This window comes from Ruegeria sp. CJ2 (genome assembly GCF_056536745.1).
In genome coordinates this window covers 445,555-469,746 of the sequence record NZ_JBQFQF010000001.1, presented here as the reverse complement: position 1 = coordinate 469,746, position 24,192 = coordinate 445,555, and the positions used below count along the sequence as shown (strand labels likewise).

The following is a 24,192-nucleotide window of genomic DNA, read 5'->3' as shown; positions in this document are numbered from 1 at the left end:
ATGGATTTAGACAGGGATTAGGGCAAGTGCTATGCGGCGCCCCTCGGACAGCAATACATTGTAGGTACGACACGCAGCGGGAGAGCTCATGATCTCGACCCCAATGCCCGCGCTTTCCAGTTTGGTTCGGAGATCGGCGGGGATATGGGCAAGTTCGGCCCCAGTTCCGATGAACAGGACATCTATGTGATCGGCCAGCGCCAGCAATGCGGCTTCGTCGGCATAGCCATTCCAAACCGTTGTCCCCTGAGGACTGGTCAGAACCGTCCCTTCGTGGATTTCGCCACCAATCCGGAAGAACCCCGGACCATATCCGTCGACCGGAACTGCGTTGTTATATGTGATCTCATTCAGGCGCATGGATGCGTTCTAGCCCCAAAGAGGCAGACCCGACAAGGCCGCAAGCGCGATCGCAAGGTAGGCGGCCATGCGATAGGCTTTCTCACGCGAGGGCCGGAACAGCCAGCCACCGAGCCAATTGCCCAATAAGTTCGGTATCGCCAGTACAAATCCCAATACGGCCGCCGACAGCGTCACCAATCCCATGCCGAACAGGTAACCCAAGATCAGAAAATCGAAGGCGAACAGAAAAAGTAAGATGGTGGCGCGAATAACCTCAACCGGTAGGGGCCGCGACATATAGAAGAGAATAACTGCAGGTCCGGGCAGCCCCGCAACTCCGCCCAGAAACCCTGCTGCAGCTCCTATGCCCATAACCATTTTTCGACCGACATGACCGTGATAGCGCAGCCCCGAAATCAAGATCACCAGCATCGCGATTGCCAGAATACTGACCGTATAGCGAAAAACGTCCGGCTCGACTTGCGTCAGCAGCCACAAGCCCACGGGGAGCATTATCGCGCAGCCTCCGACAAGCCGGGACAAGTCGCCCCGGTCTACATCCCCCCAAGCGCGGCGCACATTCGGCAGCGGTCCGAAGATATCCATTATGGTCAGGCCGATCAGCGCCCCGAACGGGCCTAGATAGGGCGTTGCAATCGGTAAGAAGATCAGCGCGGTTCCAAAGCCGGAAAAGCCGCGGACAATGCCGCCCAGGAATGCGGCAAAAATGATGACGGCCAGCCCCGTCGGGGACTGGCCGAAAACATCAGGCATCGACATTGGCAAACTGGTTGCCCGCCGTGTTCGACGGCTTGGACCAGTCGCGTTTAACTCCCAACCACAGCAGGATGGTCGAGGCCACGAAGACCGAGGAATAGGTTCCCACGATCACACCCCAGATCATCGCGAAGACAAAGCCCCGGATGACGTCCCCGCCCAGCACATAGAGCGAGATCAGCGCCAGAAGTGTCGTAACCGAGGTCATGACTGTCCGGCTGAGGGTTTCGTTGATCGAGATGTTCAGGACCTCTTTCAGCTCTTTCTTTTTGTATTTGCGTAAGTTCTCGCGCACGCGGTCGAAGACGACCACGGTGTCGTTCAGCGAATAGCCCACGATAGTCAACAGGGCCGCGATGATGGCCAGATCGAAGCGGATTTGCAGTTCCGAGAAAATGCCGATGGTCAGGATCACGTCATGAACCAGTGCGGCCACGGCGCCCAATGCGAACTGCCACTCGAAGCGCAGCCAGATATAGACAAGCACGGCTCCGATGGCGAGGACGACGGCGATCACGGCTGTTTGGATGAGTTCGCCCGAGACTTTGGGACCGACGGATTCGACGGACACAAATTGGATATCGGGGGCTGCCCCCTTCAAGGCCGCCTCCACTGCTGTGACAGTTGCGGCCGAAACCGCCTCGGCATCGGCTTGCGCCTGAATGCGGATCATGGCGACGTTTTCGTCTTCGCCGAAAGTCGGGTCGAAAATCTCGGTGATGGTGACATCACCCAGCTCCAGCGGCGCAATAGCGTCGCGATAGGCACCAACGTCGATTTCCTGCGCCGACTGTGTTCGGATCGTTGTGCCGCCCCGGAAGTCGATACCGAAGTTCAGCCCTTGCAGCATGAAGGACGTGAACGCGATCACCATCATCAGGCCAGAGATTCCCAGCCAGACCTTCCAGCGGCTGAAGAAATCGAACGAGGTATTTTGCGGGACAAGTTTCAGTCTCATGATCAAACCTCGATCGTTTTCGGGCGGCGGCGTTCAAACCACATCACGATCATCAGGCGCGTCACGAAGATCGCGGTGAAGACCGAGGTGAGGATACCCAGACCCAATGTGATGGCAAAGCCGCGCACCGGCCCGCTGCCCATGGCAAACAGGATCACGGCGGTGATGAAGGTGGTGACGTTTGCATCCAGAATCGCCGACAGCGCCTTTTCATAGCCCAGTTCGATGGCTCGCGCTGGACCACGGGCGGATTTCAGTTCCTCGCGGATACGTTCAAAGATCAGCACGTTCGCGTCCACCGCCATACCGACCGTCAGCACGATACCCGCGATCCCCGGCAGGGTCAGCGTCGCCCCGATCATCGACAGCAGGCCAAACAGCAGCCCCACGTTCAGGATCAGCGCGATATTGGCAAAGACACCGAACAAACCATAGCTGAGCGCCATAAAGACCAGCACGGCGACAAAGGCCACGATGGTCGCGACCTTACCGGCGTCGATGCTGTCTTGGCCCAGTTCCGGACCGATGGTGCGCTCTTCCAGGAACTCCAACCCGGCAGGCAGGGCACCCGCGCGCAGCAGAACGGCAAGGTTGGTGCTTTCTTCAACGGTGAAATTGCCGGTGATAATGCCCGACCCGCCCGGAATATGGCTTTGGATCACGGGGGCCGAGATCACCTCATCATCCAGCACAATCGCAAAGGGCGCGCCGATGTTTTCCAGCGTATAATCGCCGAATTTGCGGGCTCCGGACGTGTTGAACCGGAAGTTCACCGCAGGGCGACCGTTCTGGTCGAACGCAGGTTGCGCATCCACCAGTTCTTCGCCCGTCACCACCGGTGCCGCATCAAGTGTGTAATACACGCCGTCTTCGTCGATGGATGGGACGACTTTTTCACCCACACCAGCGACGGCATCGGGGTTGGTCCCACGGCTGACAACCGGGTTAAAGGTAAGCTGCGCAGTTGTGCCGATGATCTCTTTCAACTCACCCGCGCTGCCGATGCCCGGAACCTGAATCAGAATCCGGTCCGTACCCTGCCGCTGAATCGTTGGCTCTCGGGTGCCGACCTCGTCGATCCGGCGGCGAATGATCTCAAGCGACTGACGCACTGTGCGGTCGTCCGAGGCAAGCCGTTCAGCCTCGGACAGTTGCACGACGATGGTGTCACCCTCGGCACGCGCCTCGATATCGGTGGCCCCTACTCCGGTCAGAGTTTGCACCTGACGGGCCAGCCCACGCACGACTTCCAGCGCGCGGGGCATACCTTCGGGTTGGCTGATGCGCACGCGAATCTCATCGGGTGCCGAATCCTGACGGCGGATAGTGCCAACGGTGCCCCGCTCATCACGCAATGCGTCGCGGATTTCCGGCCACATCGCATCCATGCGGGATTCGTAGACATCACTGACCTGCACTTCGGCCAGCAGATGCGCACCCCCGCGCAGATCGAGGCCAAGATTGACCAGAGAGGATGGCAACCAATTCGGCCATTGCCCCGCCTCGGCCTGCATCTCGGGGGTGTCTACCCCAAGCTCGATCGCGGCCTTGGCGTCGTTGGATTGCTCGACGCGCGTGTAAAACGCATTCGGCAGGGCCATCAGCAGACCGATCACACAGACCGCCCAGATCAGAACCCGCTTCCAGGTATCAATTTGCAGCATTACCCTGCCTTTTCAACGAGATGTTGCGCGAAGTTACTTCGCTGGCTCGGTCTTGTTCAAAACCTGCGCAATGGTCGATTTGACCACACGGACCTTGACGCCTTCTGCAATCTCGACCTCGATCTCGTTGTCGCCTTCTTTGACCTTCGACACTTTGCCGATCAGACCACCCTGGGTGACCACCTGATCGCCCCGGCGCACAGCCTCGACCATGGCCTGGTGTTCCTTCATCTTCTTCTGCTGCGGACGGATCAGCAGGAAATACATGATCGCGAAGATCAGGATCAGCGGGAGAAACTGGGCGATTGCGCCACCTTCCATGGGATATTCCTTTTGGTTTGGTATTGCGGAAGTGCTCCGCAAATTTGGCGAGAACCTATTCTTTGAACCGCCTGTTTGCAAGGAATGGTGGCGCAGGTTTTTTCAATGATTGGCTCATATTAATCACAGTGACAGGCCGAAGTTGCGGCTGCGTTCTAGGAACACCGGTTTGGATAGATATAGTTGAGCCGTGGGAGGGCGAATGACGCAAATAATCCATACCCTTGGCCTGTTTAACCGACTGCTGCTTGCAGTCTTGTGGGTCGCGTTGTTTGCACCCTTGGCATTCGCCCAGGAAACGGACGCGCCAACCGAAACTGCCGAAGAACAGTCTGATGCGTTCAAAGCCCCGGTGATCGTGGACGGCGACACGCTGTTCTTCCTAAGGGGTTCAAGCGCCCTGCCCGCGCCAGAGCGTGCAGAATCCGTTCAGGACAACATCATCGAAGCGGCCGAATCTTCCGATAGCCCGTCCGTGGCAATTTCCTATGAGGAAACGGAACTGGGCACCCGCATCCTTGTTGACGGGGTTGCAGTGTCGATGGTCACCGTCGCCGATTCCGAGCTGGAACAGATGGAACTGGACGTTCTCAGTTTCCTCCACGGCGAAGCGATCGAAGAAGCAATCGTGGCATACCGGGCCAACCGGACCGAGCAAGCCCGCGTATCCGGTGCAATCGAAGCCATCGCGTGGACGGCAGGTTTTGCCGCGTTCGTCGCTTTGATCCTTTGGATACATCGACGGATCAGACGTCGAACCATAAAACTCGTGAAACGTCACCTGAAGGATGTCGAGACCGCCACTGCCAAAAGCGTTCAGGCCGAAGCGATCGCGGCATTGGTGCGGTACGGGCTGAACTTTGTCCTGCTCGTGATTTTCTTCCTTGGGTTCTACTACTACCTGTCTTTCGTCCTTTTGGCCTTTGCCGAGACCCGGTATTTCGCTCAATTGTTGCTGACGTACCTGACAGAACCGGTTCTGCTGATCTTCAAGGGAATCATCAGCTACATCCCTAACCTGATCATGCTGGCGCTGATCACCTGGGTGACGATGTACATCATCAAAGGCATGCGCGTTTTCTTTGATGCGGTCGAGGCGGGCACGTTTGACATGGGCGATTTCGAACGCCACTGGGTCAACCCGACCTTCAACATCGCTCGGGTCGTCGTCATCCTGATCGCGCTTGTGTTTGCCGTGCCCTATATCCCCGGCTCAGATTCTGCCGCCTTCCAAGGACTGACCATTCTGGTCGGCGCGATGTTGTCGCTGGGCGCGAACTCGGTCGTGTCCAACATGCTGGCCGGGCTTTTCGTGATTTATCGCCGCTCGACCTCGATTGGGGACCGTATCCAGATCGGCGACCACATCGGAGATGTCGTTCAGATCAAGCTGATGGAAACGCATCTGAAGTCGATCAAGAACGAGCTGATCTCGATCCCCAATGCGCAGCTTATGAATTCGGACGTGGTGAATTTTTCGAAGAAAACCGACGGCAGCGGGCTGCTTTTGCACACCACCGTCGGCATCGGATACGAGGAGCCGTCTGAAAAAGTCGAGGCTATGCTGATCGAGGCCGCGCGCCGCACCAAGGGGATCAAGGCCAAGCCGGAACCCTTTGTTTTGTGGACCGCTTTGGCTGACTACGCGATCAATTATCAGATCAACGGGTATTCGACGCGCGGCAGCATTATCCCGAAAATCCGCTCGGACCTGCATCGCAACATCGTGGCCGTGTTCAATGAGAACAACGTGCAGATCATGACGCCCTCTTACATGGCTGACCCGCCCGAGCCGAAAATCCCGGCCCAGGACTGGGACGGTCATCTGGCGCATGAAACGCACGAGGGTGATGAATAGTCGTATCCGGTGCTACACCCTGCCATTCAGATGGTGCATAAGCGGTTTCAGTGATTCACGCATTTAAGGACCTGAACCATGCACGACATCCGCGCCATTCGCGAAAACCCAGCCGCCTTCGACGCCGCCCTTGCGCGCCGTGGGGACGCGCCGGTGTCGTCAGACCTGCTGCGGTTGGACGAAAGCCGCCGCGCCAAGATTTTGGCCGCTGAAACTGCGCAGGCCGAACAGAACAAGGCCAGCAAAGAGGTCGGGGCCGCCAAGGGTCGCGGCGACGAGGCCGAATTCGAGCGTCTGCGCGCACTGGTCGCCGAGAAGAAGGCCGAAGTCGCCCGGATGCAGACCGAGGCTAAGGATCTGGACGCGCTGCTAACCGACCAGTTGATCCGCATTGCCAACCTCCCCGCCGAGGATGTGCCCCAAGGCGCAGATGAAAACGACAATGTCGAGGTCAACCGCTGGGGCACCCCCCGCGAGTTGGACTTTGCGCCGAAAGAGCATTTTGAGATCGAAGCCGTGCAACACGGCATGGATTTCGAGACCGCCGCCAAACTCTCTGGCTCGCGCTTTGTCCTATTGTCCGGCGGTGTCGCGCGCATTCACCGCGCGCTGGCGCAGTTCATGCTGGACACGCATGTCAACGAAAACGACCTGACCGAGGTGAACGGTCCGGTTCTGGTGCTGTCCGAGATGATGCAGGGCACAGGGCAACTGCCGAAATTCGGCGAGGACAGCTATCAGACCCGCGAGGGCTGGTGGTTGATCCCGACGTCTGAGGTCTCGCTGACCAATATCGTCAATGACACGCTGATCGAGGAAAATTACCTGCCCCGCCGCTATACCGCGCATTCCCTGTGCTTCCGGTCCGAGGCCGGCAGCGCTGGCAAAGACACGCGTGGAATGCTGCGCCAGCACCAGTTCGAAAAGGTCGAGATGGTTTCGGTCACACATCCGGACAATTCCGACGACGAACAGAAACGCATGTTGCGCTGCGCCGAGGGCATTCTGGAAAAGCTGGGCGTGCCCTATCGCACCGTGATCCTGTGCACCGGCGACATGGGTTTTGGCGCGCGCCGCACCTATGACATCGAGGCGTGGCTGCCCGGTCAGGACACATACCGTGAGATCAGCTCGGTCTCGACCTGTGGCGATTTCCAAGCCCGCCGCATGAACGCCCGCTTCCGTCCCGAAGGAGGTGGCAAGCCGGAATATGTCCACACGCTGAACGGCTCGGGCCTGGCGGTGGGGCGCTGCCTGATTGCGGTGCTGGAAAACGGCCAGAACGCCGATGGCACCGTCACCCTGCCCGAGGTCTTGGCCCCTTATCTGGGTGGCAAGCTGACGCTGCAACTGGACGGCACGCTGGCATAAGAAAACCGGCGCCAAAGCCGCCGGTTTCAGAACGATCGTAGGCGAAGGGGTATTACTTCTTCGCCTTTTTTTTATCCTTCTTTTTCTCGCTCTTTTTGGCGTCCTTCTTCTTGTCGCCTTTTTTCTTGTCGTCCTTCTTGGACTTCTTACCCTTCTTCGCCTTGGCTTTTACCTTGTCCTTGGCTTTCGAGAACACGGCCTCCATTTCGGCGCGCTTCTTGGCGGCTTTCTCTGCCTTTGCTTTGGCCTTTGCCTTCTTCTTGGCCTTTGCTTCAGCGGCTTCGGCAGCCGCTTTTTCCTCAGCGGCTTTGCGGGCCGCTTCCTCGGCTCGTTTTTCTGCTGCAGCGGCAGCCACGGTCTTGCGCGTGGCAGGCTTGCGCGCCGCTGGCTTCCGGGCCGCAGCTTTTCGAGCAGGCGCGCGGCGCGTAGCTGGCTTTGCAGCGGGTTTGGCAGCCGTCGCCTCTTTTGCGGCGGCAATCAGCACTGGCGCGCGCGCCGCACCTATTCGAGGGACTTTGACCAGAGCGTCGGGGGTTGCTTTGGCGATGGCTTCGGCCGTTTTGAAGCCATTGGCGATCAGCAATTGGCCAAGCGCCTCACCCACGCCTTTTACGTCGGTCACTGCGGTCATTCTTTGTCCTTTCTATGTCTCCCTGCATATTTGTATATACACAGCATATACAAATCCGCAAGGCAGCGTGTCGTTAGATCTCGCTAAAGCGTCAATTACTATGGGCAAGACCGGCAGACCGATCCTTTTTGGGAAATGGAACAAGGCGCTTTGCATCCTCGTCCCACAATTTCAGGTTCAGTGCTGCGACCGCCTCGGGGAATTTGATCCGCCGGGGGGTATATTCCGGCGGCAGGTTATAGTGGCATGCGCGCAGCCGATAAGACGGAATACGTGCGTTGAAATGGTGAATATCGTGCAATGTGATGCAGGCAACCGCATTGTCAAACCACCAGCCGAAATCCAGCGCCGACGATCCCTGCAGCGCGGCCAGTTTGGGGTCCAAATCCGGGCGGCGGTCCCAATAGGTGTCCTCGAAATTGTGTTGCAGATAGACAAGAAACACGCCCAACATCCCGCCCAACAAGGAAAACACCAGCCAGACCAGAATGCCCGTCGACCCAGCAATCAGGTAAAGCAGCCCAAGAAACACGACAATCGACAGGTTGTGTAGCAGAACCCCCGTTACACCGAACCGGATGGTGTTCTTGGGCCATCGGTAGCGGATGAAATAGGTAAACAGCGCGCCCACCGGGACAAGAATGAAAGGGTTGCGGTAAAGCCGATAAAACAGCCGTGCCTTCCAATCGGATTCGTTCCATTCACGCACAGTCATCGTGTGAATCTCGCCTGTTTCGCGATGCTCGAGGTTGCCGATGCCTGAGTGATGAAGGTTATGATTTTGCTTCATCACTTCAAATGGTGCGAAAGTGAACGGAGACAGCCCATGCCCGGCCCATTCATTCTGTTGGCGCGTTTCAAACAGGGAGTGGTGCCCACAGTCATGTTGCAGGACGTATAGGCGGACGGCTGCGAATGCGAAAACGATTCCGGCCGGGATCATGATGTACCAGCGATCCACATAGATGATCGCCAAGGCCAGCGACGCGAAATACACCGCAAAAGTCCCAAAATAACTTAGCGCGGCCAGACGATTATCTTGCACCGCATATTGTCTTGTATATTCCCTCAAATCCATCACGTCCGCTCCCCACGATGGCCCGCTTCAATATGGGTTCGAAACTAAGTGCGGAAACTCCGCAAACAAGCAGCGCGCGCGAAAACAAATGCACGCACCTGAATGCTAACGCGGGGAACAGGGGCTGTCACGCCCCTGAGCCAAAAATGCTGAAAATTGGCGCAGTTACGCGCGGCCCTTGAGATGCTTTGCCAGCGCGCCCGCGTTTTTCTTGCGGCGTCCCTTATAGGGGTTCTTGTCGCCCTGTCCGCGCAACGTCAGGCGGATCGGGGTGCCCGGCATATCAAAATCCTCGCGCAGCCCATTGACCAGATACCGGTTATAGCTTTCGGGCATCTTGTCAGGGTGCGAGCACATGACAACAAATCCCGGCGGGCGGGTCTTGGCCTGCGTCATATAGCGCAGCTTGATCCGGCGACCCTGCGGCGCTGGCGGCGGGTGCTGTTCCAACATCGCGGTCAACCACCGGTTCAGCGCAGCGGTCGGCACGCGCCGGTTCCACACGTCATGGGCGCGCAGGATGGCAGCGCGCAGACGCTCCAAACCCCGGCCCGTTTTGGCCGATACAGTGATCAGAGGTGCCCCGCGCAGTTGCGGCAGAAGGCGTTCGAAGGATTCCTTGAGGTCGCGCAGCTTTTCCTGCTTGTCCTCTTCGATGTCCCATTTGTTCACGGCGACAACCACCGCGCGGCCCTCGCGTTCTGCCAGATCCGCAATCCGCAGGTCTTGCTGTTCAAACGGAATCGCCGCGTCCAGCAGGACCACCACGACCTCGGCAAATTTCACCGCGCGAAGCCCATCGGAGACCGAGAGCTTTTCCAGCTTTTCCTGCACCTTGGCTTTTTTGCGCATCCCGGCGGTGTCGAAAATGCGCATCGGGGTGCTGTTACCATCTGGGTCGGCCCAGTCGATCCGAAGGCTGATCGCGTCGCGGGTGATCCCAGCCTCGGGGCCGGTCAGCAGGCGATCTTCGCCCATGATCTTGTTGATCAGCGTGGATTTCCCGGCATTCGGGCGGCCCACAACGGCAACCTGCAACGGCTTGTCGGCGGTGATCAGCGGCGTTTCGCCCTCGCCATCCTCATCCAGCTCGATATCGGTTTCCGGCGCATCATCCTGCGCCTTTTCAGCCGCAGCGTCGGCCAGAGGCATCAACTGAGCATACAAGTCCGTCATCCCCTCGCCGTGCTCGCCGGACAGACGCACCGGTTCGCCAAGTCCAAGGTTATAGGCCTCAAGCACACCTGCATCCGCTGCGCTGCCTTCTGCCTTGTTCGCCGCGAGGATGACGTGTTTGGAGCGCTTGCGCAGGATTTCGGCGAACATCTCATCCGTCGGGGTCAATCCCACCCGTGCGTCGATCATGAACAGACACACGTCGGCCATGTCCACCGCCCGTTCGGTCAGGCGGCGCATCCGACCTTGCAGGCTGTCGTCAGTCGCATCTTCCAACCCCGCCGTGTCGATCACGGTAAAGCGCAGATCACCCAACCGCCCTTCGCCTTCGCGCAGGTCACGCGTCACGCCGGGTTGGTCGTCGACCAATGCCAGACGTTTACCCACGAGGCGGTTGAACAGGGTGGATTTGCCCACATTGGGGCGCCCCACAATGGCGAGGGTCAGCGACATGATACTCAACTTTCAAGACTCAGACGCGCCCTTTAGCGCATCTTTCGGTCAACGGAAAGCGTGTAGATCACCTTTGGTGGACACAACATAAAGCGTCTGCCCGGCAACAACCGGAGCCGTGGTCGCGCCACCGGGCACTTCGACCCGATGCACAAGGGTGCCGTCGACCGGGCTGAAGAACCGAAGGTATCCATCGTTGGAGGCAATCACCAGACGCCCCCCGGCCATGATCGGCCCGTAATGCGCCACAATGGGCCCCCGGCGATTGGGCTTGTCCTTCACAAAGCCAGGCAAGTCCTGCGCCCAGACAACTTCACCACTGGCCGCATCCAGACGAATAAGCTGACTGCGGTCACTGATTTGAAATAGGCTGTTTCCAGCCGGCCAAACCGTGTCGACCGCGCCCTCATCCGCCGTCCACTTCCGCTCGCCCGAGCCTGCGTCAAAGGCCACAGTCCGGCCCGAGTGGTTCCCGATAAAGATCGTGTCACCGGACACCATCGGGCCACCGGTCACGTCAATGATCTGAGCTGCGGCCCGACCCCGCCGCCCTCCGGCGACCGAGGCGTTCCACCGACGGATACCGCCCTTGCGGAAGGTCGCGGAAATATCGCCGGACCCGAAGGCGAAAACCGCGAATTCAGACGCAATCACTGGCGCAGGCGCGCCCAGCACATTGCCGACGCTTGGGGTACCTTGGATCTGCCATGCGATGCGGCCGTCCTTGGTATCAATGGCCCAACCGGTTTCATCCCCGGCCACAAGATACAACAGGCCCCCATTCACTAGAGGTGCACCGCTGCCAGTCGCATTCAGGCGTTTTTGCCACCGGATTGCGCCAGATTTGGCATCCAGCGCGGTCAGCCGACCGAACCCGGACGAGACGTACAGGATACCATCTGCATAAGCGATGCCGCCGCCCGTCGCATCTGAATCGCCATCCGAAGCGGGAATAAGATCCGTGCTCCAGACCCGTTGGCCCTGCGGCGAAACGGCGGAAACCGTCGCCCCGGAATCGAGCGTGTAGATCAATCCACCGGCAACGACCGGTTCCGCCGTGATCCGCTGCTTGCGCGAGTCGCCTTTGCCAATCGACGCGGACCAGACCCGCTGAGGCGTGGCGCGAAGTTGCGCGTTCGTCGTGCGGAACGCCGCCGTTCCCGGGCTTTGCGGCCAGCTTGCATTTGCCTTCTGCGCAGGCAGGCTGATTGGCTTGGACCCGCGCGTCTCGACCGTTTCGGTGTCTGCTGCGGGGCGGATGTCTTCACGCGGACCGGGCAGGATGACTTCGGGTTCCTCGCAGGCCGCGAGAACGGTCAGGGATACAGCCGCAACCGACAATCCAACTCGGGAAAAAAGATTTGTTACCATGGTTTTCCGAACTCGCCTGCCATTATTCGTTACGCTGCGGATTATCCCTGCCGGGCTACCAACGGTTCGGGTTCACCCCCCAGTGCCACGATCAACTGGGCAGCACGCTGCTGAAGGTCAACGCCAATCTCGGCATCCTGCCGCAATGCCTGCAATCTTTCGATGGCGGCGTCGATATTTCCTTCGGATACGTCGATAAGGGCCAGTTGCTCTTGTGCCAGCAACCTAAGCGGAGCGCCGGGCGCGGCCAGAGCCTCGAACTGCTGACGCCGGTCTGCCGCTGGCAGGGTGTCGCTTTGCAGCAGCAATGCCTTGAAGGTCGCGATCGCGCGATAAATCTCGGGCAGCTCACCCTGTACCGCGATGGCATTCAGACTGTTCACAGCCTCGTCCACCGAACCGGCCTCGGTTTGGGACGCGGACAGCAGCATGTCTACCACCGCGTCGCCCCCCGGTGACGTCGCCGGGACGCTTTCAAGGCTGCCAGCCCGTTCAGCCGAGTCGTTCTGAGCCAGCGCCGAAAGAATCGCATCACCCAGATTTTCAGCCTGCGACGTCGCGCGTGCCTTGCGGATTTCATTGAATGCAGCGCCGCCAACAATCAGGACAACCGCCAGCACACCAACCCATCCCCACCGACGCAACAGCAGAAACAGACGGTCTCGGCGCACCTCTTCGGTCACCTCATCAATAAAACTGTCGACGTCGCTCATCCCTGCGCTCCGGGCTATTTCAATTCTGTATGGCGCAATGTCATACCCCGGCGTCCTTGCCAAGCCAAGGGTGGGATTTTGGGCGTTAAAGATGGGGTGAACCCCGCTTGCGTAAAAAAATAAACCGAACTATTCAGTTCAGTGTGGAAAAGATACATAATGCGCCCCACATTTATGTTTAGGCGCCATAGAAATCCGGGCGAAGAATTTGGGGAGAAATTCTGAATGCGTTTGATTTCAATCGTAAACGCAGTGCTGGTGGTCGTTGCACTATTCCTGCTTGTGTTTGAACGCGATACCCTATTTGCGTTTGCTGGTCGGGCAGAAGCTGAGGCCAGCCCGTCCTCTGCGGATGAATCGGAGGGCACAGCATCCGAGAATCGAAATGCCATCGGAGTGGTGGCCGTTCGCTCGGCTGCGCGCGAGATTGACAGCGCCGTATTGCTGCGCGGCCAGACCAAAGCCAACCGGCAGGTCGAAGTCCTTGCTGAAACAACGTCAACGGTCATTTCGGAACCAAAGCGCAAAGGAACCTTTGTAGAATCGGGCGACCTGCTGTGCGAGTTGGATCCCGGCACCCGCCCCGCCAGCCTTGCCGAAGCAATGGCAGGCAAGCTTGAGGCCGAAAGCCGCATCCCCGAAGCTGAAGCGCGCCTTGAAGAAGCACATGCCTTGGTCGCCGAGGCTCAAATCAACCTGACGGCTGCGCAGAAACTGTCGGAAACCGGGTTCGGCTCGGAAACGCGCAGGATATCCAGCCAGGCGGCTATGCGCAGCGCCGAGGCCGGTGTAAAGACAGCGGAAGCCGGGTTGGAAGCCACGCGTGCAGGGATTGAAGCCGCAACCGCCGAGGTCGCCGCCGCCGAGCGCGAGATTGACCGCCAGACGATCGAAGCCCCCTTCAAGGGCCTGCTGGAAAGCGACACGGCCGAGTTGGGCAGCCTGATGCAACCCGGGTCGCTTTGCGCAACCGTTATTCAGCTTGATCCGATCAAGCTGGTGGGCTTTGTGCCCGAGGCCGAGGTCAACCGTGTCATCGTTGGCTCCGAAGCCTCGGCCCAACTGGTCACTGGTCTGCAAGTTGCCGGGCGCGTGACCTTCCTGAGCCGGTCCGCCGATGAAACAACCCGGACTTTCGAAGTTGAGATCACGGTGCCGAACCCCGATCTTGCCATCCGGGACGGGCAAACCGCAGACATCCGCATTTCTGCCGAAGGTGCCAAGGCGCATCTGCTGCCGCAATCTGCCCTGACGCTCAATAAAGAAGGTCAGGTTGGTGTGCGGACAGTCGGGCAAGGCAACGTCGCTGATTTCTTTCCTGTCGTACTTCTGCGTGACACGTCGGATGGCGTATGGGTCGGCGGCCTCCCTGAAACCGTTGACATAATCGTCATCGGACAGGAATTCGTGACAAGTGGCGTAAGCGTTAAGCCCACCTATCGGGAAGCTGCAAAATGACCGGAATCGTCAGTTGGGCTGCTGGCCGGGCGCGGATGGTTCTGGCCTTTATCGCCATCTCGCTTGTTGTGGGCGGGTTTGCCTATGTCAATTTGCCCAAAGAGGGCGAGCCCGACATTGAAATCCCTGCCCTGTTCGTCTCGGTTCAGTTCCCCGGCATTTCGGCTGAAGATTCCGAAAACCTTCTGGTCAAACCGATGGAGACCGAACTGGCCGATCTGGACGGCCTAAAGGAAATGACGTCCACGGCCTCGGAAGGCTATGCAGGGGTCGCGCTGGAATTCGATTTTGGCTGGGACAAAACCGCAATCATGGCCGACGTGCGCGATGCCATGAACAGCGCGCAGGCCGAATTCCCCGAGGGCGCAGAACAGTATTCGCTGTTCGAGATCAACTTCTCGGAATTCCCGATCGTCATCGTCAACCTGACCGGAGCTGTGCCGGAACGCACAATGGCCCGCGTTGCCAAGGACTTGCAGGACGAGCTTGAATCGCTGGATTCGGTGCTTGAGGCCGGGATTGCAGGCAACCGCGACGAATTGCTTGAGGTTATCATCGACCCGCTCCGGCTCGAGGCGTACAACGTCACCGCGGCCGAGCTGATCAACGTCGTCCAAAACAACAACCAGCTTATCGCAGCGGGTGAAGTCGAGACCGAGCAAGGGACATTCTCGGTCAAGATCCCCTCATCCTTCAAAACCGCTCAAGACGTCTATGACCTGCCGGTCAAGGTCAATGGTGACCGGGTCGTCACGATGGGAGAGCTGGCGCAGATCAACTATACCTTCGAAGATCGCGAGGGCACGGCACGTTTTAACGGCGAGCCCACAATTGCCCTGCAAGTGGTCAAGCGCAAAGGTTACAACCTGATCGACACGGTCGAGGCCGTCAAAACGACCATTGCCGCAGCGCAGGCCAAATGGCCGCCCGAGATGCAGGCCGCCATCGAACTGGGTACATCAAACGATCAAAGCCGCATCGTCGGCTCGATGGTCAGCCAGCTTGAAGGTTCGGTCCTGACAGCCATTGCACTGGTGATGATCGTCGTTCTGGCCTCACTGGGCACGCGCGCGGCGCTGCTGGTGGGCTTCGCTATCCCGACGTCGTTCCTGCTGTGCTTTGCCTTCCTCGCCGTGATGGGGGTCAGTATTTCCAACATCGTGATGTTCGGCCTGATCCTTGCTGTGGGTATGCTGGTCGACGGTGCAATTGTTGTGGTTGAATACGCCGACAAGCGCATCAAGGAAGGTGTTGGCCCGATGCACGCCTATGTCGAGGCGGCGCAGCGGATGTTCTGGCCAATCGTGTCGTCCACGGCGACAACGCTCTGTGCCTTTCTCCCGATGCTGTTCTGGCCCGGTGTTCCGGGCGAATTCATGGGGATGCTGCCCGTCACGCTGATCTTCGTTCTGTCGGCTTCGCTGATCGTGGCTCTGATCTATCTACCCGTCATGGGCGGTGTATCCGGGCGGCTAAGCCGTGTCTTCGACCACTCTTCCGAATGGCTGAAAGCGCGTACCCCGTGGTGGCTGCGTGCCGTGATGGTGCCCCCCTCGCTTTACATGATTTTCCTGGGCGCCATGCAGGTTCTGAACCCGGCCTATCTGCTGCCTGCGGGCACACCGGGCGGAATGATCTTTGGCGCATTTTTGTTTATCCTTGGTGCGTTTGCCGGGTCCGTGACGCTGAGCGCGGCCAAGATCGAGCGTACCCCGGATCAGCATGTGCATACGGTCCGCGAACACACGCCGTTTGGCCACGTGATCAAGTTCCTCGTAGGCAATCCGATCATGCCGATCGTGTCTATCGTCGCCGTTGGATTTGCGGTTGTGACCGTCATGTCCATCTATGGCAGCAACAACCGCGGCGTAGAGTTTTTCGTCGAGAATGAGCCCGAGCAGGCAACGGCTTACGTCAGGGCGCGCGGCAACATCTCACTGGCGGAAAAAGACGAGATGGTGCTGGCCGCCGAAGAAATCATCAGCGCGCACCCTGCGGTCATCAATGTATTTTCCTTCGCGGGCGAAGGTGGCCTAAGCCAGAATAATGGCGGCGCACAAGCGCCCGCTGACACGGTTGGTCGCGTCCAGTTCGAAATCATTCCATGGGAAGATCGGCCGAACGTGTCCGAACCCATCCTTGGTGGGCTGGTCGATCGGCAAACTGTTGCACCGGACTATGACGGTGACTTCGTGCTGGATCAGCTGAATGTGCAACTTGCCGAGATTCCAGGCATCATCGTTGAGATTCTGCCGCTGTCCCAAGGTCCGGCCTCTGCCAAACCTGTGCATCTGCGCATCAAGGGCGATGGCTGGGAAGAGCTGACCGCAGCTACTCTGGCCGCGCGCGAGGTTTTTGACGGCACCCCCGGCCTGATCAAGATAGAAGACACGCTGCCCCTGCCCGGCATTGATTGGCAGATTGACGTGGATGTGGCCAAGGCGGGTCGCTTTGGCGCTGACGTCGCTACGGTCGGTGCTATGGTTCAGCTTGTGACCCGTGGGCTTTTGCTGGGGGAAATGCGCCCGGAAAACGTGGATGAAGAGATTGAAATCCGCGTTCGCCTGCCCGACGAAGACCGCGTCCTTTCGACTCTGGATACCCTCAAGGTCCGAACGCCGGATGGACTTGTGCCTTTGTCGAACTTCGTCACCCGCAAGCCCGTGGCGAAACTGGCCCAGATCGACCGCGTGAACCAGCAGCGGTATTACGACGTTAAAGCTGATGTAGAACCCGGCCTGAGCAAGGTGACCGTTGAAGCCTCTGATGGGTCGGAGGAACGCGTGGCGGTCGTCAGAGAGCTGACCGACGACGCGACGCCCGAGGGGGCAACTGTCACTGGGCCAAACGGCTCGGAATACGAAGTTGTGGTGACAACCGGTGCCTTGGATGCCGAAGAGGTAAGGGCGCAGATCGCCTCGGGCGACGCACGTATCGCGCCAATCAATCCCAATGAACGGATCGCCGTCCTGACAGAATGGCTTGAGACCGATCCGCTTGGCAGCGCAGTCAGCTGGGAATGGACCGGTGATCAGGAAGATCAGGAAGAATCCGGTGCGTTCCTCATGAACGCATTTGCCGGGGCCTTGGGCCTGATGTTTGTCATCCTGTTGGCGCAGTTCAACTCGTTCTACAATTCCGTTCTCGTCCTGTTGGCGGTTGTTCTTTCGACCACCGGGGTCCTGATCGGGATGCTGGTCATGCAACAGCCGTTTTCGATCATCATGACCGGAACGGGGATCGTGGCCCTCGCGGGAATTGTGGTGAACAACAATATCGTCCTGATTGACACCTATCAGGAATACAGCCGCTACATGCCGCGCATTGAAGCGATCGTGCGCACGGCCGAAGCACGTATTCGTCCGGTCCTTCTGACCACTCTGACCACGATGGCTGGCCTGACGCCCATGATGTTCGGCCTTTCGCTCGACTTCATAAACGGCGGCTATTCCATCAACAGCCCCACCGCCTTGTGGTGGAAGCAGCTGGCAACGGCGGTGGTGTTCGGGCTTGGCATTGCAACCGTTCTAACCCTGATCGTGACGCCTTCTTTCCTGGCGCTGCGTGTATGGGTGTCGACCTATACGATCTGGTTGGGCAAACTTCTGGCACGCGCAACTGCGGGTCGATCCAGTCAGGTCGCGCAGGATATGGCAATTGGGAAAGCGGCGCGTCAGGCGCAAGCCACCGAGGTGATCTGGACCGACGAGCCATGGACGGCAGAGCCCGAAACGGACCGCACATCGGATGTGCCGCCCGGTTCACCTCTCAAAGCAGCCGAATGAATTAGAAGGGGCCGGTCAAACCGGCCCCTTTTTGCATCTGCACCCCAGCAAACAAGGCTATGCGGCTTCTAAATCGTTTTGCTGACGATTCCACAATTGAGCATAGCGTCCGCTTTGATCCAGCAGCTCGTCATGTGTGCCTTGTTCGATGATCTCACCGCGTTCCAGAACGACAATGCGATCCGCCTCGGCAATGGTGCTAAGACGGTGAGCGATCGTAATGACGGTGCGCCCCTCACCTGCCCGCGCCAGGGCGTCCTTGATGTCCTGTTCTGTATCTGTATCCAGCGCCGATGTCGCCTCGTCCAGCAGCAGGATCGGCGGGTTCTTGAGCAACGTCCGCGCGATCCCGACGCGCTGCTTCTCACCACCTGACAGTTTCAAGCCGCGTTCACCAACCTTGGTGTCATAGCCCTCCGGCAAAGTGATGATGAAGTCATGGATCTGCGCGGCCTTGGCTGCTGCCTCGATATCCTCTTGCGTGGCACCGTCACGACCGTAAGCAATGTTATAGCCAATGGTGTCATTGAACAGCACGGTATCCTGCGGCACGACGCCAATGGCCGCGTGCAAACTGTTTTGGGACACATCGCGCACATCTTGCCCGTCAATCTTCAGCGCACCGCCGGTCACGTCATAGAACCGGAACAGCAAGCGACCAATGGTGGACTTGCCGGACCCCGTCGCCCCGACAATCGCAACCGTTTGACCGGCCGGAACGGTCAGAGAAACCCCCTTCAGGATTTCCCGATCCGCGTCGTAACCGAAGCGGACATCCTCCAGCGTCACCTCACCCCCCGCAATCACAAGATCCGGCGCGTCGGGTTTGTCCGTGACTTCGGCCGGCTGCTCCAGCAGGTCGAACATCTGGCCCATATCAACCAGGGCCTGACGGATTTCCCGGTAGACCGTGCCCAGAAAGTTCAAAGGTACGGTAATCTGGATCATATAGGCGTTGACCATAACGAAATCACCAACGGTCAACGTACCATTTTGCACCCCGATGGCCGCCAGAACCATGACACCGATCAGGCCGCAGGTGATCAGGAAAGACTGACCGAAATTCAGGAAAGCCAGCGAATACGCCGTCTTGAGCGCAGCACCCGCATACGCCTTCATTGAAACATCATAGCGTTCAGCTTCGCGCGCTTCCGCGTTGAAATACTTGACCGTTTCAAAGTTCAGCAGGCTGTCGATAGCGCGCTGGTTGGCCTCGGTATCCTGATCGTTCATCTCGCGGCGCAGCTTCACGCGCCACTCGGTCACTGCGAATGTAAACCAGATATACAGCGCGATGGTGACGGCCACGACCACAAGATACCAGACATCGAACAGCCACATCAGGATGACGGCCACCAGCAGCAGTTCAAGGATCAGAGGGCCAATCGAAAACAGCAGAAACCGCAGCAGAAACTCAACGCCCTTCACCCCCCGCTCGATAATCCGGCTGAGGCCCCCGGTCCGGCGCGAGACGTGATAGCGCATCGAAAGCTGGTGAATGTGCCCAAACGTCTCAAGCGCCAAGGCCCGCAGCGCGCGTTGCCCGACAGGTGCAAAGGCCGCATCCCGGAGTTGCTGAAAGCCGACGGTCATCATTCTGGCCACGCCGTAGGCAACGGTCAGGCCAACCGCGCCCAGCGCCAGCGGAGGCACTCCCTCGCCCGCCAGACCGTCAACCGCGCCCTTGTAGAGAATCGGTGTGTAGACCGCGATGAGCTTTGCCAGCACCAGCATCCCCATTGCCAACACAACGCGTCGCTTTACCCATGGCTCATCATCGGGCCAAAGATAGGGCGCAACTTTGCGGATCGTGCGCCAACCGGATCGTTGTTCGTCGATCTCGGACATATCATCAGGATGCATAGGGGCTGCTCGTCTCATCACGTACCAATACTGCGGTCAGAGATAGACCCCCGACCCAAGAGGGCCAGAGGTACAGGTTTATTCCGGAATGGTGAAGACCTGTCCGGGATAGATCAGATCCGGATCGCGGATCGCGTCCCGGTTGGCGTCGAACAGGCGCACGTAAAGAATACCGTCGCCATACCGCTCGCGTGAAATGGCCCAGAGGGTGTCGCCCTCTTGCACCGTAACCGACCGGATCGCGGCCGTAGCCGGTTGCTCGGCAGAGCCTTCCGACGCATCACTTGCGCGCAAGACCTCCAGCGGCTCACGCTTGAACGGTGTCTCAAGGCGACTGACGACGGTCCCGTCAGAACCGACTTCATCCACGCGCAGCGTGTAGACGCCGGGATCAACGCCCTCAAGCTCACTGCGCCACTTGCCATCATCCGCAGGCGGTAAATCCGCGACAAGGCGGTTGTTCAAGTACAGCCGCACAACGGACCCGTCCGGAACACGGCCTGTCAGCTCAACCTCACCTTCATCCGAATACCCGATCGTATCCAGCGCGACCTGCTTGGCCTCTCCTGCCTGAGACGCCGGGGGCTGTACCAGCTCCACGCCATCCTGACCTGAACGTAAAACAGTAACCTGCTGGTTTTGAACAACTTCAGGCGCAGCATCAGCGGTTTGCTCCGTCTGCTCAGCCTCTGGTTCAAGGGATGCCTCGGCGGTCTCGGTCGGCGCGGGCTCGTCAGTCTCAGAGTTCGACTCCTGCGCAATTTCGGTCTGTGTTTCCACATTCTCTGACGGTTCCGGCGCAGGCGTGTCCACTTGCGGTTCAGGCAGTGCCGCGATGAGGTAGTCATCCGACCGCAGTGGCCCTTCGCCCGCATCCGTTTCCAGTGTCAGGCCACGCGCCGCGTTGGAAAACGGGATTATCACGAATTCCGCGAACTGTCCGCTGCCATCCACCGTGAAACTGTGGACGGCCTCACCATCCAGAAGAACGCGAATTTCGGCACCCGGCTCGGCGTTTCCGGACAAGACCGCATTACCGTCCGGCTCTACAAAAATCTGGTCCAGAGTTGGCGGCGTAGCTTCTGCAGCGACCTCAGGCTGCGCATCGTTCTCCGTTGCTTCGGGCTGGGCTTGGTCCGCGGTCGCCTCAGTCGTTTGTGGCTGGTCGACAGAAGGTTCTGTCTGCTGCGGCTCGGTCGACGCGGTCTCGGCTTCCGTCGGAGCCTCGGCTTCGGTCGAAGGCTCGTCTTCGGCGACTGCGACCGGAGCTTGTGCGGCCACTTCCGTTTCGCTCGCGGCGTCTTCGGATGGGCCGTCAAAAACACCGGACCAATACGCACCGCCAGCGCCGACCAGAACCAGTATACCGACAATCACAACCCAGGTGTACGGGCCCGAGCTTTCGCTTTCCGACTTCGCGTCCATCATTTTCCTTTCACTCCGCCGCGCAAATGGTTTTACAGCAACGCATTCTGCCAGACGGTTGAGCCAATCTATCAATCTCGCTATCAGGGGTCAAAACCCCAGATACAACCCCGGAGAAGCGCCCTTATGTCCCAGAAATCCGTCTGTGTGTATTGCGGGTCACGCAATGGTGTGAACTCTGCCTATTCCGACGCCGCCCGCACATTCGGCCAGCTGCTTGCAAACGAAGGCTGGAGGCTGGTCTACGGCGCCGGGGATGTAGGTCTGATGGGTGAAGTGGCGCGCGCTGCACAAGCCGCCGGAGGGGACACGTTCGGCGTTATCCCTGTGCACCTGCTACAGCGTGAAGTTGGTAAAACTGACCTGACGCGTTTCGTGGTCACCGAAACGATGCACGAGCGCAAGAAGGTCATGATCATGAACGCGGACGCCGTCGTTGTTCTACCCGGTGGTCCGGGGTCGCTGGACGAACTGTTCGAGGCGCTGACATGGCGGCAACTGGGCCTGCATGACAAGCCCATTCTGGTTATGAACGTGGATGGATATTGGGATGCTTTGCACAAGCTGCTGGATCAGGTGATTGATCAGGGCTTTGCCGATGCATCGCTCGGCGCTTTCATCACATGGGTGGATGACGCTGAGACGGCGATGTCCGTGTTGCGTGAGAAACTAAGCTGAAAAGAAGGTGGGATCGGGCGGCCTGCGCCGCCCGACAGATGGATCAGGCCGGGCGCGCAGCGGGTTTCAACCGGTGCGTCAGAACCTTTTCGACCTTGTGCATGGGATGATTGGTCAGCGTCTTGTCCACCTCGGCCACGACCTTGGCTAAAACCTCGCTGTGCAGCCGGCGGCGCAACAGGCCAAGCACGTGTGGGCTGGCCACCAGCACCAAGCGTTTAAAGGCCCCTTTCAGCCCCTTGCGGTTCAGCAGATTGGCCAGATCCTGCACGAACAGAGATTTGGCATGGGTCTTCCAGCTTGCATCCTCAACGGCTGACTTCTGGTTCGGACCGTTGTCATTTCGACGCCCGGCCCGGTCGGTTGGTTTCGATTTCGGGCTGTCCTGTTCCTCGACCGAAAGGACAACCAGATTGGGGTCCTCGGCATCGGTGATGTTCTCCATGAACAACGCCTTTTCCCCGTCTGCAATAATAACCCATGTTCCCTGTGCAAGTGCGACCATCTTGGTCTCCTGTTAAGGTTTCTTTTGGGTATCCCTCGTCCGCCGGGCACAATTGTTTTGTCACGTGCCTATGGCTGAAGGCGCGCCGCCCGGTCTTTTTTGAATGCGCGGATTTCTCCCTCCCGCACAATATAAGCTAGGTATCGCGGGGCCGCTTACAATGGATGGGGGTGCCAAAAGTTGACGCGTCGGCAGGTTTTCACCCGTGCCCGGGTCAAGCCGACAGTTCAATCACTGTGATTTCCGGGGTCACGCCAAACCGCAGCGGCAGCCCTGAGCATCCGATCCCGCCGGAAACCACCAAATCGCGACCATTCTCGCGCGTATGGCCATAGGCGTAACGATTGCCGAACCGGGACGGCACGTAAGGCGCCCAACCGAAGAAGTTCACCTGCCCTCCGTGCGTGTGGCCGGACACCGTCAGGACAACCCGGTCGGTGACGTCGGGAAACACATCCGGCTCATGCGCCATCATGATAACCGGAGCCTCATCAGTGATCTGCGCCATGGTCGCGGGCAAGTCATCCAGCCCCTGAAACTGCCCCCACCCCAGAGGAAACGCGCGTTGATCTTCCAGCCCCGCCAATCAAAACCCTGCGTCCTCAAGCTTGATGGCTGCATTGGACAGCACGGGTATCCCGTTCCGTTCAAGCGCTGCGGCATAGATGTTAGGCCCGCCTTTGCGGTCCCGCGCGGCATTGTCTTCGCGCCAGTCATGGTTGCCCAAGACGGCATGCACGCCGTGGGGTGCTTCAAGCTCGGCCAGAATGGATGCCAGTTCGTCCGGATAGACCTCGCGCGTTTCAAACTTGTGCCCGCGCGCAAAGTCACCCAGTAGCAGGATAATATCCGGGCCAATCGCGTTTGTGCGCCGGACGATCTGTCTGATCCGCCTGCGGCCGACAAAAGGCTCTCCGGCATGCAGATCGGGAACCATGGCAATCCGAACCGGTTTGGCCGTCCAATCGTCGCGCCGTATGTGCCATCTGCGGACGCGCAGACCCAGAGACGGTTCAATGAAATAACGATAACTGGATCGAAAAAGGCCTGCTCGCTTCAGCGCCAGCAGGCCTTTGAAAATTCTTCGTCGGTTCAACCGATCACATCCGCGATGCGACGTTTTCCCAATTCACCAGATTGTCGAGGAAGTTCGACAGGTAAGCCGGACGCTTGTTGCGGAAGTCGATGTAGTAGCTGTGCTCCCACACGTCACAGCCCAGCAGCGCGGTCTGACCAAAGCACAGCGGGTTCACGCCGTTTTCGGTTTTGGTGACAGCCAGCGAGCCGTCCGCGTTCTTGACCAGCCACGCCCAGCCCGAGCCGAACTGACCCGCACCAGCGGCGCTAAACTGCGATTTGAATTCGTCAACCGATCCGAAGCTCTCGGTCAGTGCCTTTTCCAGCTCACCGGGCATGGCGGTGTCGCCGGGGCCCATCATCTCCCAGAACTGGTTGTGGTTCCACAGCTGGCTGATGTTGTTGAAGATGCCGTTCTGCGCGACAGCGTTGGCGTCGTAGGTGCCAACGATGATCTCTTCCAGCGTCTTGCCGTCCCACTCGGTGCCTGCGATCAGCTTGTTGCCGTTGTCGACATAGGCCTTGTGGTGCAAGTCGTGGTGATATTCCAATGTTTCCGCGGACATACCCTTGGCTGCCAGCGCGTCATGTGCATAAGGAAGATCAGGAAGTTCAAAAGCCATGTCGGCCCCCTGTTAAATGTAAGTTGCGGTTCCCAAGGTTAAATGCTTTGGCTACGCCGATAGGT

Annotated in this window: 21 protein-coding genes; 5 read left to right on the top strand and 16 right to left on the bottom strand. The window is 58.9% G+C overall.

Annotated elements, in window-relative coordinates; all coding sequences use genetic code 11:
• Nucleotides 1-6 precede the first annotated feature (6 nt).
• The 5 genes from ACR0MS_RS02325 to yajC are packed head-to-tail and all read right to left on the bottom strand — an operon-like array spanning nt 7 to nt 4,062.
• Complete coding sequence (locus ACR0MS_RS02325; RefSeq protein ID WP_480568548.1) at nt 7-360, bottom strand: Mth938-like domain-containing protein; 354 nt, start codon at nt 358-360, stop codon at nt 7-9.
• Between the two features lie 9 nt (nt 361-369).
• Nucleotides 370-1,122, bottom strand: a complete 753-nt coding sequence (locus ACR0MS_RS02320) for a TSUP family transporter (protein ID WP_480568544.1) — start codon at nt 1,120-1,122, stop codon at nt 370-372.
• On the bottom strand, nt 1,109-2,077 hold the full coding sequence (secF, locus tag ACR0MS_RS02315) for a protein translocase subunit SecF (protein WP_480568541.1): 969 nt from the start codon (nt 2,075-2,077) through the stop codon (nt 1,109-1,111). The genes ACR0MS_RS02320 and secF overlap by 14 nt, the downstream gene beginning before the upstream one ends.
• Before the next feature lie 2 nt (nt 2,078-2,079).
• Nucleotides 2,080-3,741, bottom strand: a complete 1,662-nt coding sequence (gene secD / locus ACR0MS_RS02310; protein WP_480568538.1) for a protein translocase subunit SecD — start codon at nt 3,739-3,741, stop codon at nt 2,080-2,082.
• Nucleotides 3,742-3,774: 33 nt separating this feature from the next.
• Nucleotides 3,775-4,062, bottom strand: a complete 288-nt coding sequence (gene yajC, locus ACR0MS_RS02305; protein WP_155151194.1) for a preprotein translocase subunit YajC — start codon at nt 4,060-4,062, stop codon at nt 3,775-3,777.
• 202 nt (nt 4,063-4,264) lie between these two features.
• On the opposite strand from yajC, the gene ACR0MS_RS02300 reads away from it, so the two are divergent.
• Together ACR0MS_RS02300 and serS are read left to right on the top strand one after the other, a co-directional pair.
• On the top strand, nt 4,265-5,920 hold the full coding sequence (locus ACR0MS_RS02300; protein WP_480568535.1) for a mechanosensitive ion channel family protein: 1,656 nt from the start codon (nt 4,265-4,267) through the stop codon (nt 5,918-5,920).
• A 78-nt stretch (nt 5,921-5,998) separates the two neighbouring features.
• A complete protein-coding gene (gene serS, locus ACR0MS_RS02295) occupies nt 5,999-7,291 on the top strand; it encodes a serine--tRNA ligase (protein WP_480568532.1) in 1,293 nt (430 codons plus the stop codon).
• Nucleotides 7,292-7,343: 52 nt separating this feature from the next.
• Here serS and ACR0MS_RS02290 read toward each other — a convergent pair whose 3' ends face one another.
• The 5 genes from ACR0MS_RS02290 to ACR0MS_RS02270 form a co-directional block, all read right to left on the bottom strand.
• Nucleotides 7,344-7,922 (bottom strand): helix-hairpin-helix domain-containing protein, encoded by a 579-nt coding sequence (locus tag ACR0MS_RS02290; RefSeq protein WP_480568529.1) that lies wholly within the window; start codon nt 7,920-7,922, stop codon nt 7,344-7,346.
• Nucleotides 7,923-8,013: 91 nt separating this feature from the next.
• On the bottom strand, nt 8,014-9,000 hold the full coding sequence (locus ACR0MS_RS02285; RefSeq protein ID WP_480568526.1) for a fatty acid desaturase: 987 nt from the start codon (nt 8,998-9,000) through the stop codon (nt 8,014-8,016).
• Nucleotides 9,001-9,165: 165 nt separating this feature from the next.
• Entirely contained in the window at nt 9,166-10,629 is a 1,464-nt protein-coding gene (der, locus tag ACR0MS_RS02280) for a ribosome biogenesis GTPase Der (protein ID WP_171210761.1), read from the bottom strand.
• Nucleotides 10,630-10,677: 48 nt separating this feature from the next.
• Entirely contained in the window at nt 10,678-12,000 is a 1,323-nt protein-coding gene (locus tag ACR0MS_RS02275; protein WP_480568523.1) for a PQQ-like beta-propeller repeat protein, read from the bottom strand.
• 41 nt (nt 12,001-12,041) lie between these two features.
• Nucleotides 12,042-12,713 carry a hypothetical protein gene (locus tag ACR0MS_RS02270; RefSeq protein WP_480568520.1) on the bottom strand — a complete coding sequence of 224 codons (672 nt, stop codon included), beginning with the start codon at nt 12,711-12,713 and terminating at the stop codon, nt 12,042-12,044.
• A 225-nt stretch (nt 12,714-12,938) separates the two neighbouring features.
• On the opposite strand from ACR0MS_RS02270, the gene ACR0MS_RS02265 reads away from it, so the two are divergent.
• Both ACR0MS_RS02265 and ACR0MS_RS02260 read left to right on the top strand, forming a co-directional pair.
• Complete coding sequence (locus tag ACR0MS_RS02265; protein WP_480568517.1) at nt 12,939-14,171, top strand: efflux RND transporter periplasmic adaptor subunit; 1,233 nt, start codon at nt 12,939-12,941, stop codon at nt 14,169-14,171.
• On the top strand, nt 14,168-17,956 hold the full coding sequence (locus tag ACR0MS_RS02260) for an efflux RND transporter permease subunit (protein WP_480568514.1): 3,789 nt from the start codon (nt 14,168-14,170) through the stop codon (nt 17,954-17,956). The genes ACR0MS_RS02265 and ACR0MS_RS02260 overlap by 4 nt, the downstream gene beginning before the upstream one ends.
• A 57-nt stretch (nt 17,957-18,013) precedes the next feature.
• Here the strand turns inward: ACR0MS_RS02260 and ACR0MS_RS02255 are convergent, their stop codons facing one another.
• Together ACR0MS_RS02255 and ACR0MS_RS02250 are read right to left on the bottom strand one after the other, a co-directional pair.
• The gene (locus tag ACR0MS_RS02255) at nt 18,014-19,819 is read right to left on the bottom strand and encodes an ABCB family ABC transporter ATP-binding protein/permease (protein ID WP_480568510.1); all 1,806 of its coding nucleotides are present in this window, start codon (nt 19,817-19,819) and stop codon (nt 18,014-18,016) included.
• A 78-nt stretch (nt 19,820-19,897) separates the two neighbouring features.
• Nucleotides 19,898-21,247 carry a LysM peptidoglycan-binding domain-containing protein gene (locus tag ACR0MS_RS02250; RefSeq protein ID WP_480568507.1) on the bottom strand — a complete coding sequence of 450 codons (1,350 nt, stop codon included), beginning with the start codon at nt 21,245-21,247 and terminating at the stop codon, nt 19,898-19,900.
• 123 nt (nt 21,248-21,370) lie between these two features.
• On the opposite strand from ACR0MS_RS02250, the gene ACR0MS_RS02245 reads away from it, so the two are divergent.
• Entirely contained in the window at nt 21,371-21,922 is a 552-nt protein-coding gene (locus tag ACR0MS_RS02245) for an LOG family protein (RefSeq protein WP_480568504.1), read from the top strand.
• A 43-nt stretch (nt 21,923-21,965) separates the two neighbouring features.
• Here the strand turns inward: ACR0MS_RS02245 and ACR0MS_RS02240 are convergent, their stop codons facing one another.
• The 4 genes from ACR0MS_RS02240 to ACR0MS_RS02225 all read right to left on the bottom strand — a co-directional run bounded on the left by ACR0MS_RS02240 (nt 21,966) and on the right by ACR0MS_RS02225 (nt 24,127).
• Nucleotides 21,966-22,427 carry a host attachment family protein gene (locus ACR0MS_RS02240; protein WP_480568501.1) on the bottom strand — a complete coding sequence of 154 codons (462 nt, stop codon included), beginning with the start codon at nt 22,425-22,427 and terminating at the stop codon, nt 21,966-21,968.
• Nucleotides 22,428-22,641: 214 nt separating this feature from the next.
• Nucleotides 22,642-23,013 (bottom strand): metallophosphoesterase, encoded by a 372-nt coding sequence (locus ACR0MS_RS02235; protein ID WP_480568498.1) that lies wholly within the window; start codon nt 23,011-23,013, stop codon nt 22,642-22,644.
• Nucleotides 23,014-23,523 carry a metallophosphoesterase gene (locus tag ACR0MS_RS02230; RefSeq protein ID WP_480568495.1) on the bottom strand — a complete coding sequence of 170 codons (510 nt, stop codon included), beginning with the start codon at nt 23,521-23,523 and terminating at the stop codon, nt 23,014-23,016.
• Between the two features lie 4 nt (nt 23,524-23,527).
• Nucleotides 23,528-24,127 carry a superoxide dismutase gene (locus tag ACR0MS_RS02225; RefSeq protein ID WP_480568492.1) on the bottom strand — a complete coding sequence of 200 codons (600 nt, stop codon included), beginning with the start codon at nt 24,125-24,127 and terminating at the stop codon, nt 23,528-23,530.
• Nucleotides 24,128-24,192 lie beyond the last annotated feature (65 nt).

Bases quoted from the DNA above. Each gene is read 5' to 3' on its own strand.
- ACR0MS_RS02325 (WP_480568548.1), bottom strand. From the start codon at position 360: ATGCGCCTGAATGAGATCACATATAACAACGCAGTTCCGGTCGACGGA.
- ACR0MS_RS02320 (WP_480568544.1), bottom strand. From the start codon at position 1,122: ATGTCGATGCCTGATGTTTTCGGCCAGTCCCCGACGGGGCTGGCCGTC.
- secF (WP_480568541.1), bottom strand. From the start codon at position 2,077: ATGAGACTGAAACTTGTCCCGCAAAATACCTCGTTCGATTTCTTCAGC.
- secD (WP_480568538.1), bottom strand. From the start codon at position 3,741: ATGCTGCAAATTGATACCTGGAAGCGGGTTCTGATCTGGGCGGTCTGT.
- yajC (WP_155151194.1), bottom strand. From the start codon at position 4,062: ATGGAAGGTGGCGCAATCGCCCAGTTTCTCCCGCTGATCCTGATCTTC.
- ACR0MS_RS02300 (WP_480568535.1), top strand. From the start codon at position 4,265: ATGACGCAAATAATCCATACCCTTGGCCTGTTTAACCGACTGCTGCTT.
- serS (WP_480568532.1), top strand. From the start codon at position 5,999: ATGCACGACATCCGCGCCATTCGCGAAAACCCAGCCGCCTTCGACGCC.
- ACR0MS_RS02290 (WP_480568529.1), bottom strand. From the start codon at position 7,922: ATGACCGCAGTGACCGACGTAAAAGGCGTGGGTGAGGCGCTTGGCCAA.
- ACR0MS_RS02285 (WP_480568526.1), bottom strand. From the start codon at position 9,000: ATGGATTTGAGGGAATATACAAGACAATATGCGGTGCAAGATAATCGT.
- der (WP_171210761.1), bottom strand. From the start codon at position 10,629: ATGTCGCTGACCCTCGCCATTGTGGGGCGCCCCAATGTGGGCAAATCC.
- ACR0MS_RS02275 (WP_480568523.1), bottom strand. From the start codon at position 12,000: ATGGTAACAAATCTTTTTTCCCGAGTTGGATTGTCGGTTGCGGCTGTA.
- ACR0MS_RS02270 (WP_480568520.1), bottom strand. From the start codon at position 12,713: ATGAGCGACGTCGACAGTTTTATTGATGAGGTGACCGAAGAGGTGCGC.
- ACR0MS_RS02265 (WP_480568517.1), top strand. From the start codon at position 12,939: ATGCGTTTGATTTCAATCGTAAACGCAGTGCTGGTGGTCGTTGCACTA.
- ACR0MS_RS02260 (WP_480568514.1), top strand. From the start codon at position 14,168: ATGACCGGAATCGTCAGTTGGGCTGCTGGCCGGGCGCGGATGGTTCTG.
- ACR0MS_RS02255 (WP_480568510.1), bottom strand. From the start codon at position 19,819: ATGCATCCTGATGATATGTCCGAGATCGACGAACAACGATCCGGTTGG.
- ACR0MS_RS02250 (WP_480568507.1), bottom strand. From the start codon at position 21,247: ATGATGGACGCGAAGTCGGAAAGCGAAAGCTCGGGCCCGTACACCTGG.
- ACR0MS_RS02245 (WP_480568504.1), top strand. From the start codon at position 21,371: ATGTCCCAGAAATCCGTCTGTGTGTATTGCGGGTCACGCAATGGTGTG.
- ACR0MS_RS02240 (WP_480568501.1), bottom strand. From the start codon at position 22,427: ATGGTCGCACTTGCACAGGGAACATGGGTTATTATTGCAGACGGGGAA.
- ACR0MS_RS02225 (WP_480568492.1), bottom strand. From the start codon at position 24,127: ATGGCTTTTGAACTTCCTGATCTTCCTTATGCACATGACGCGCTGGCA.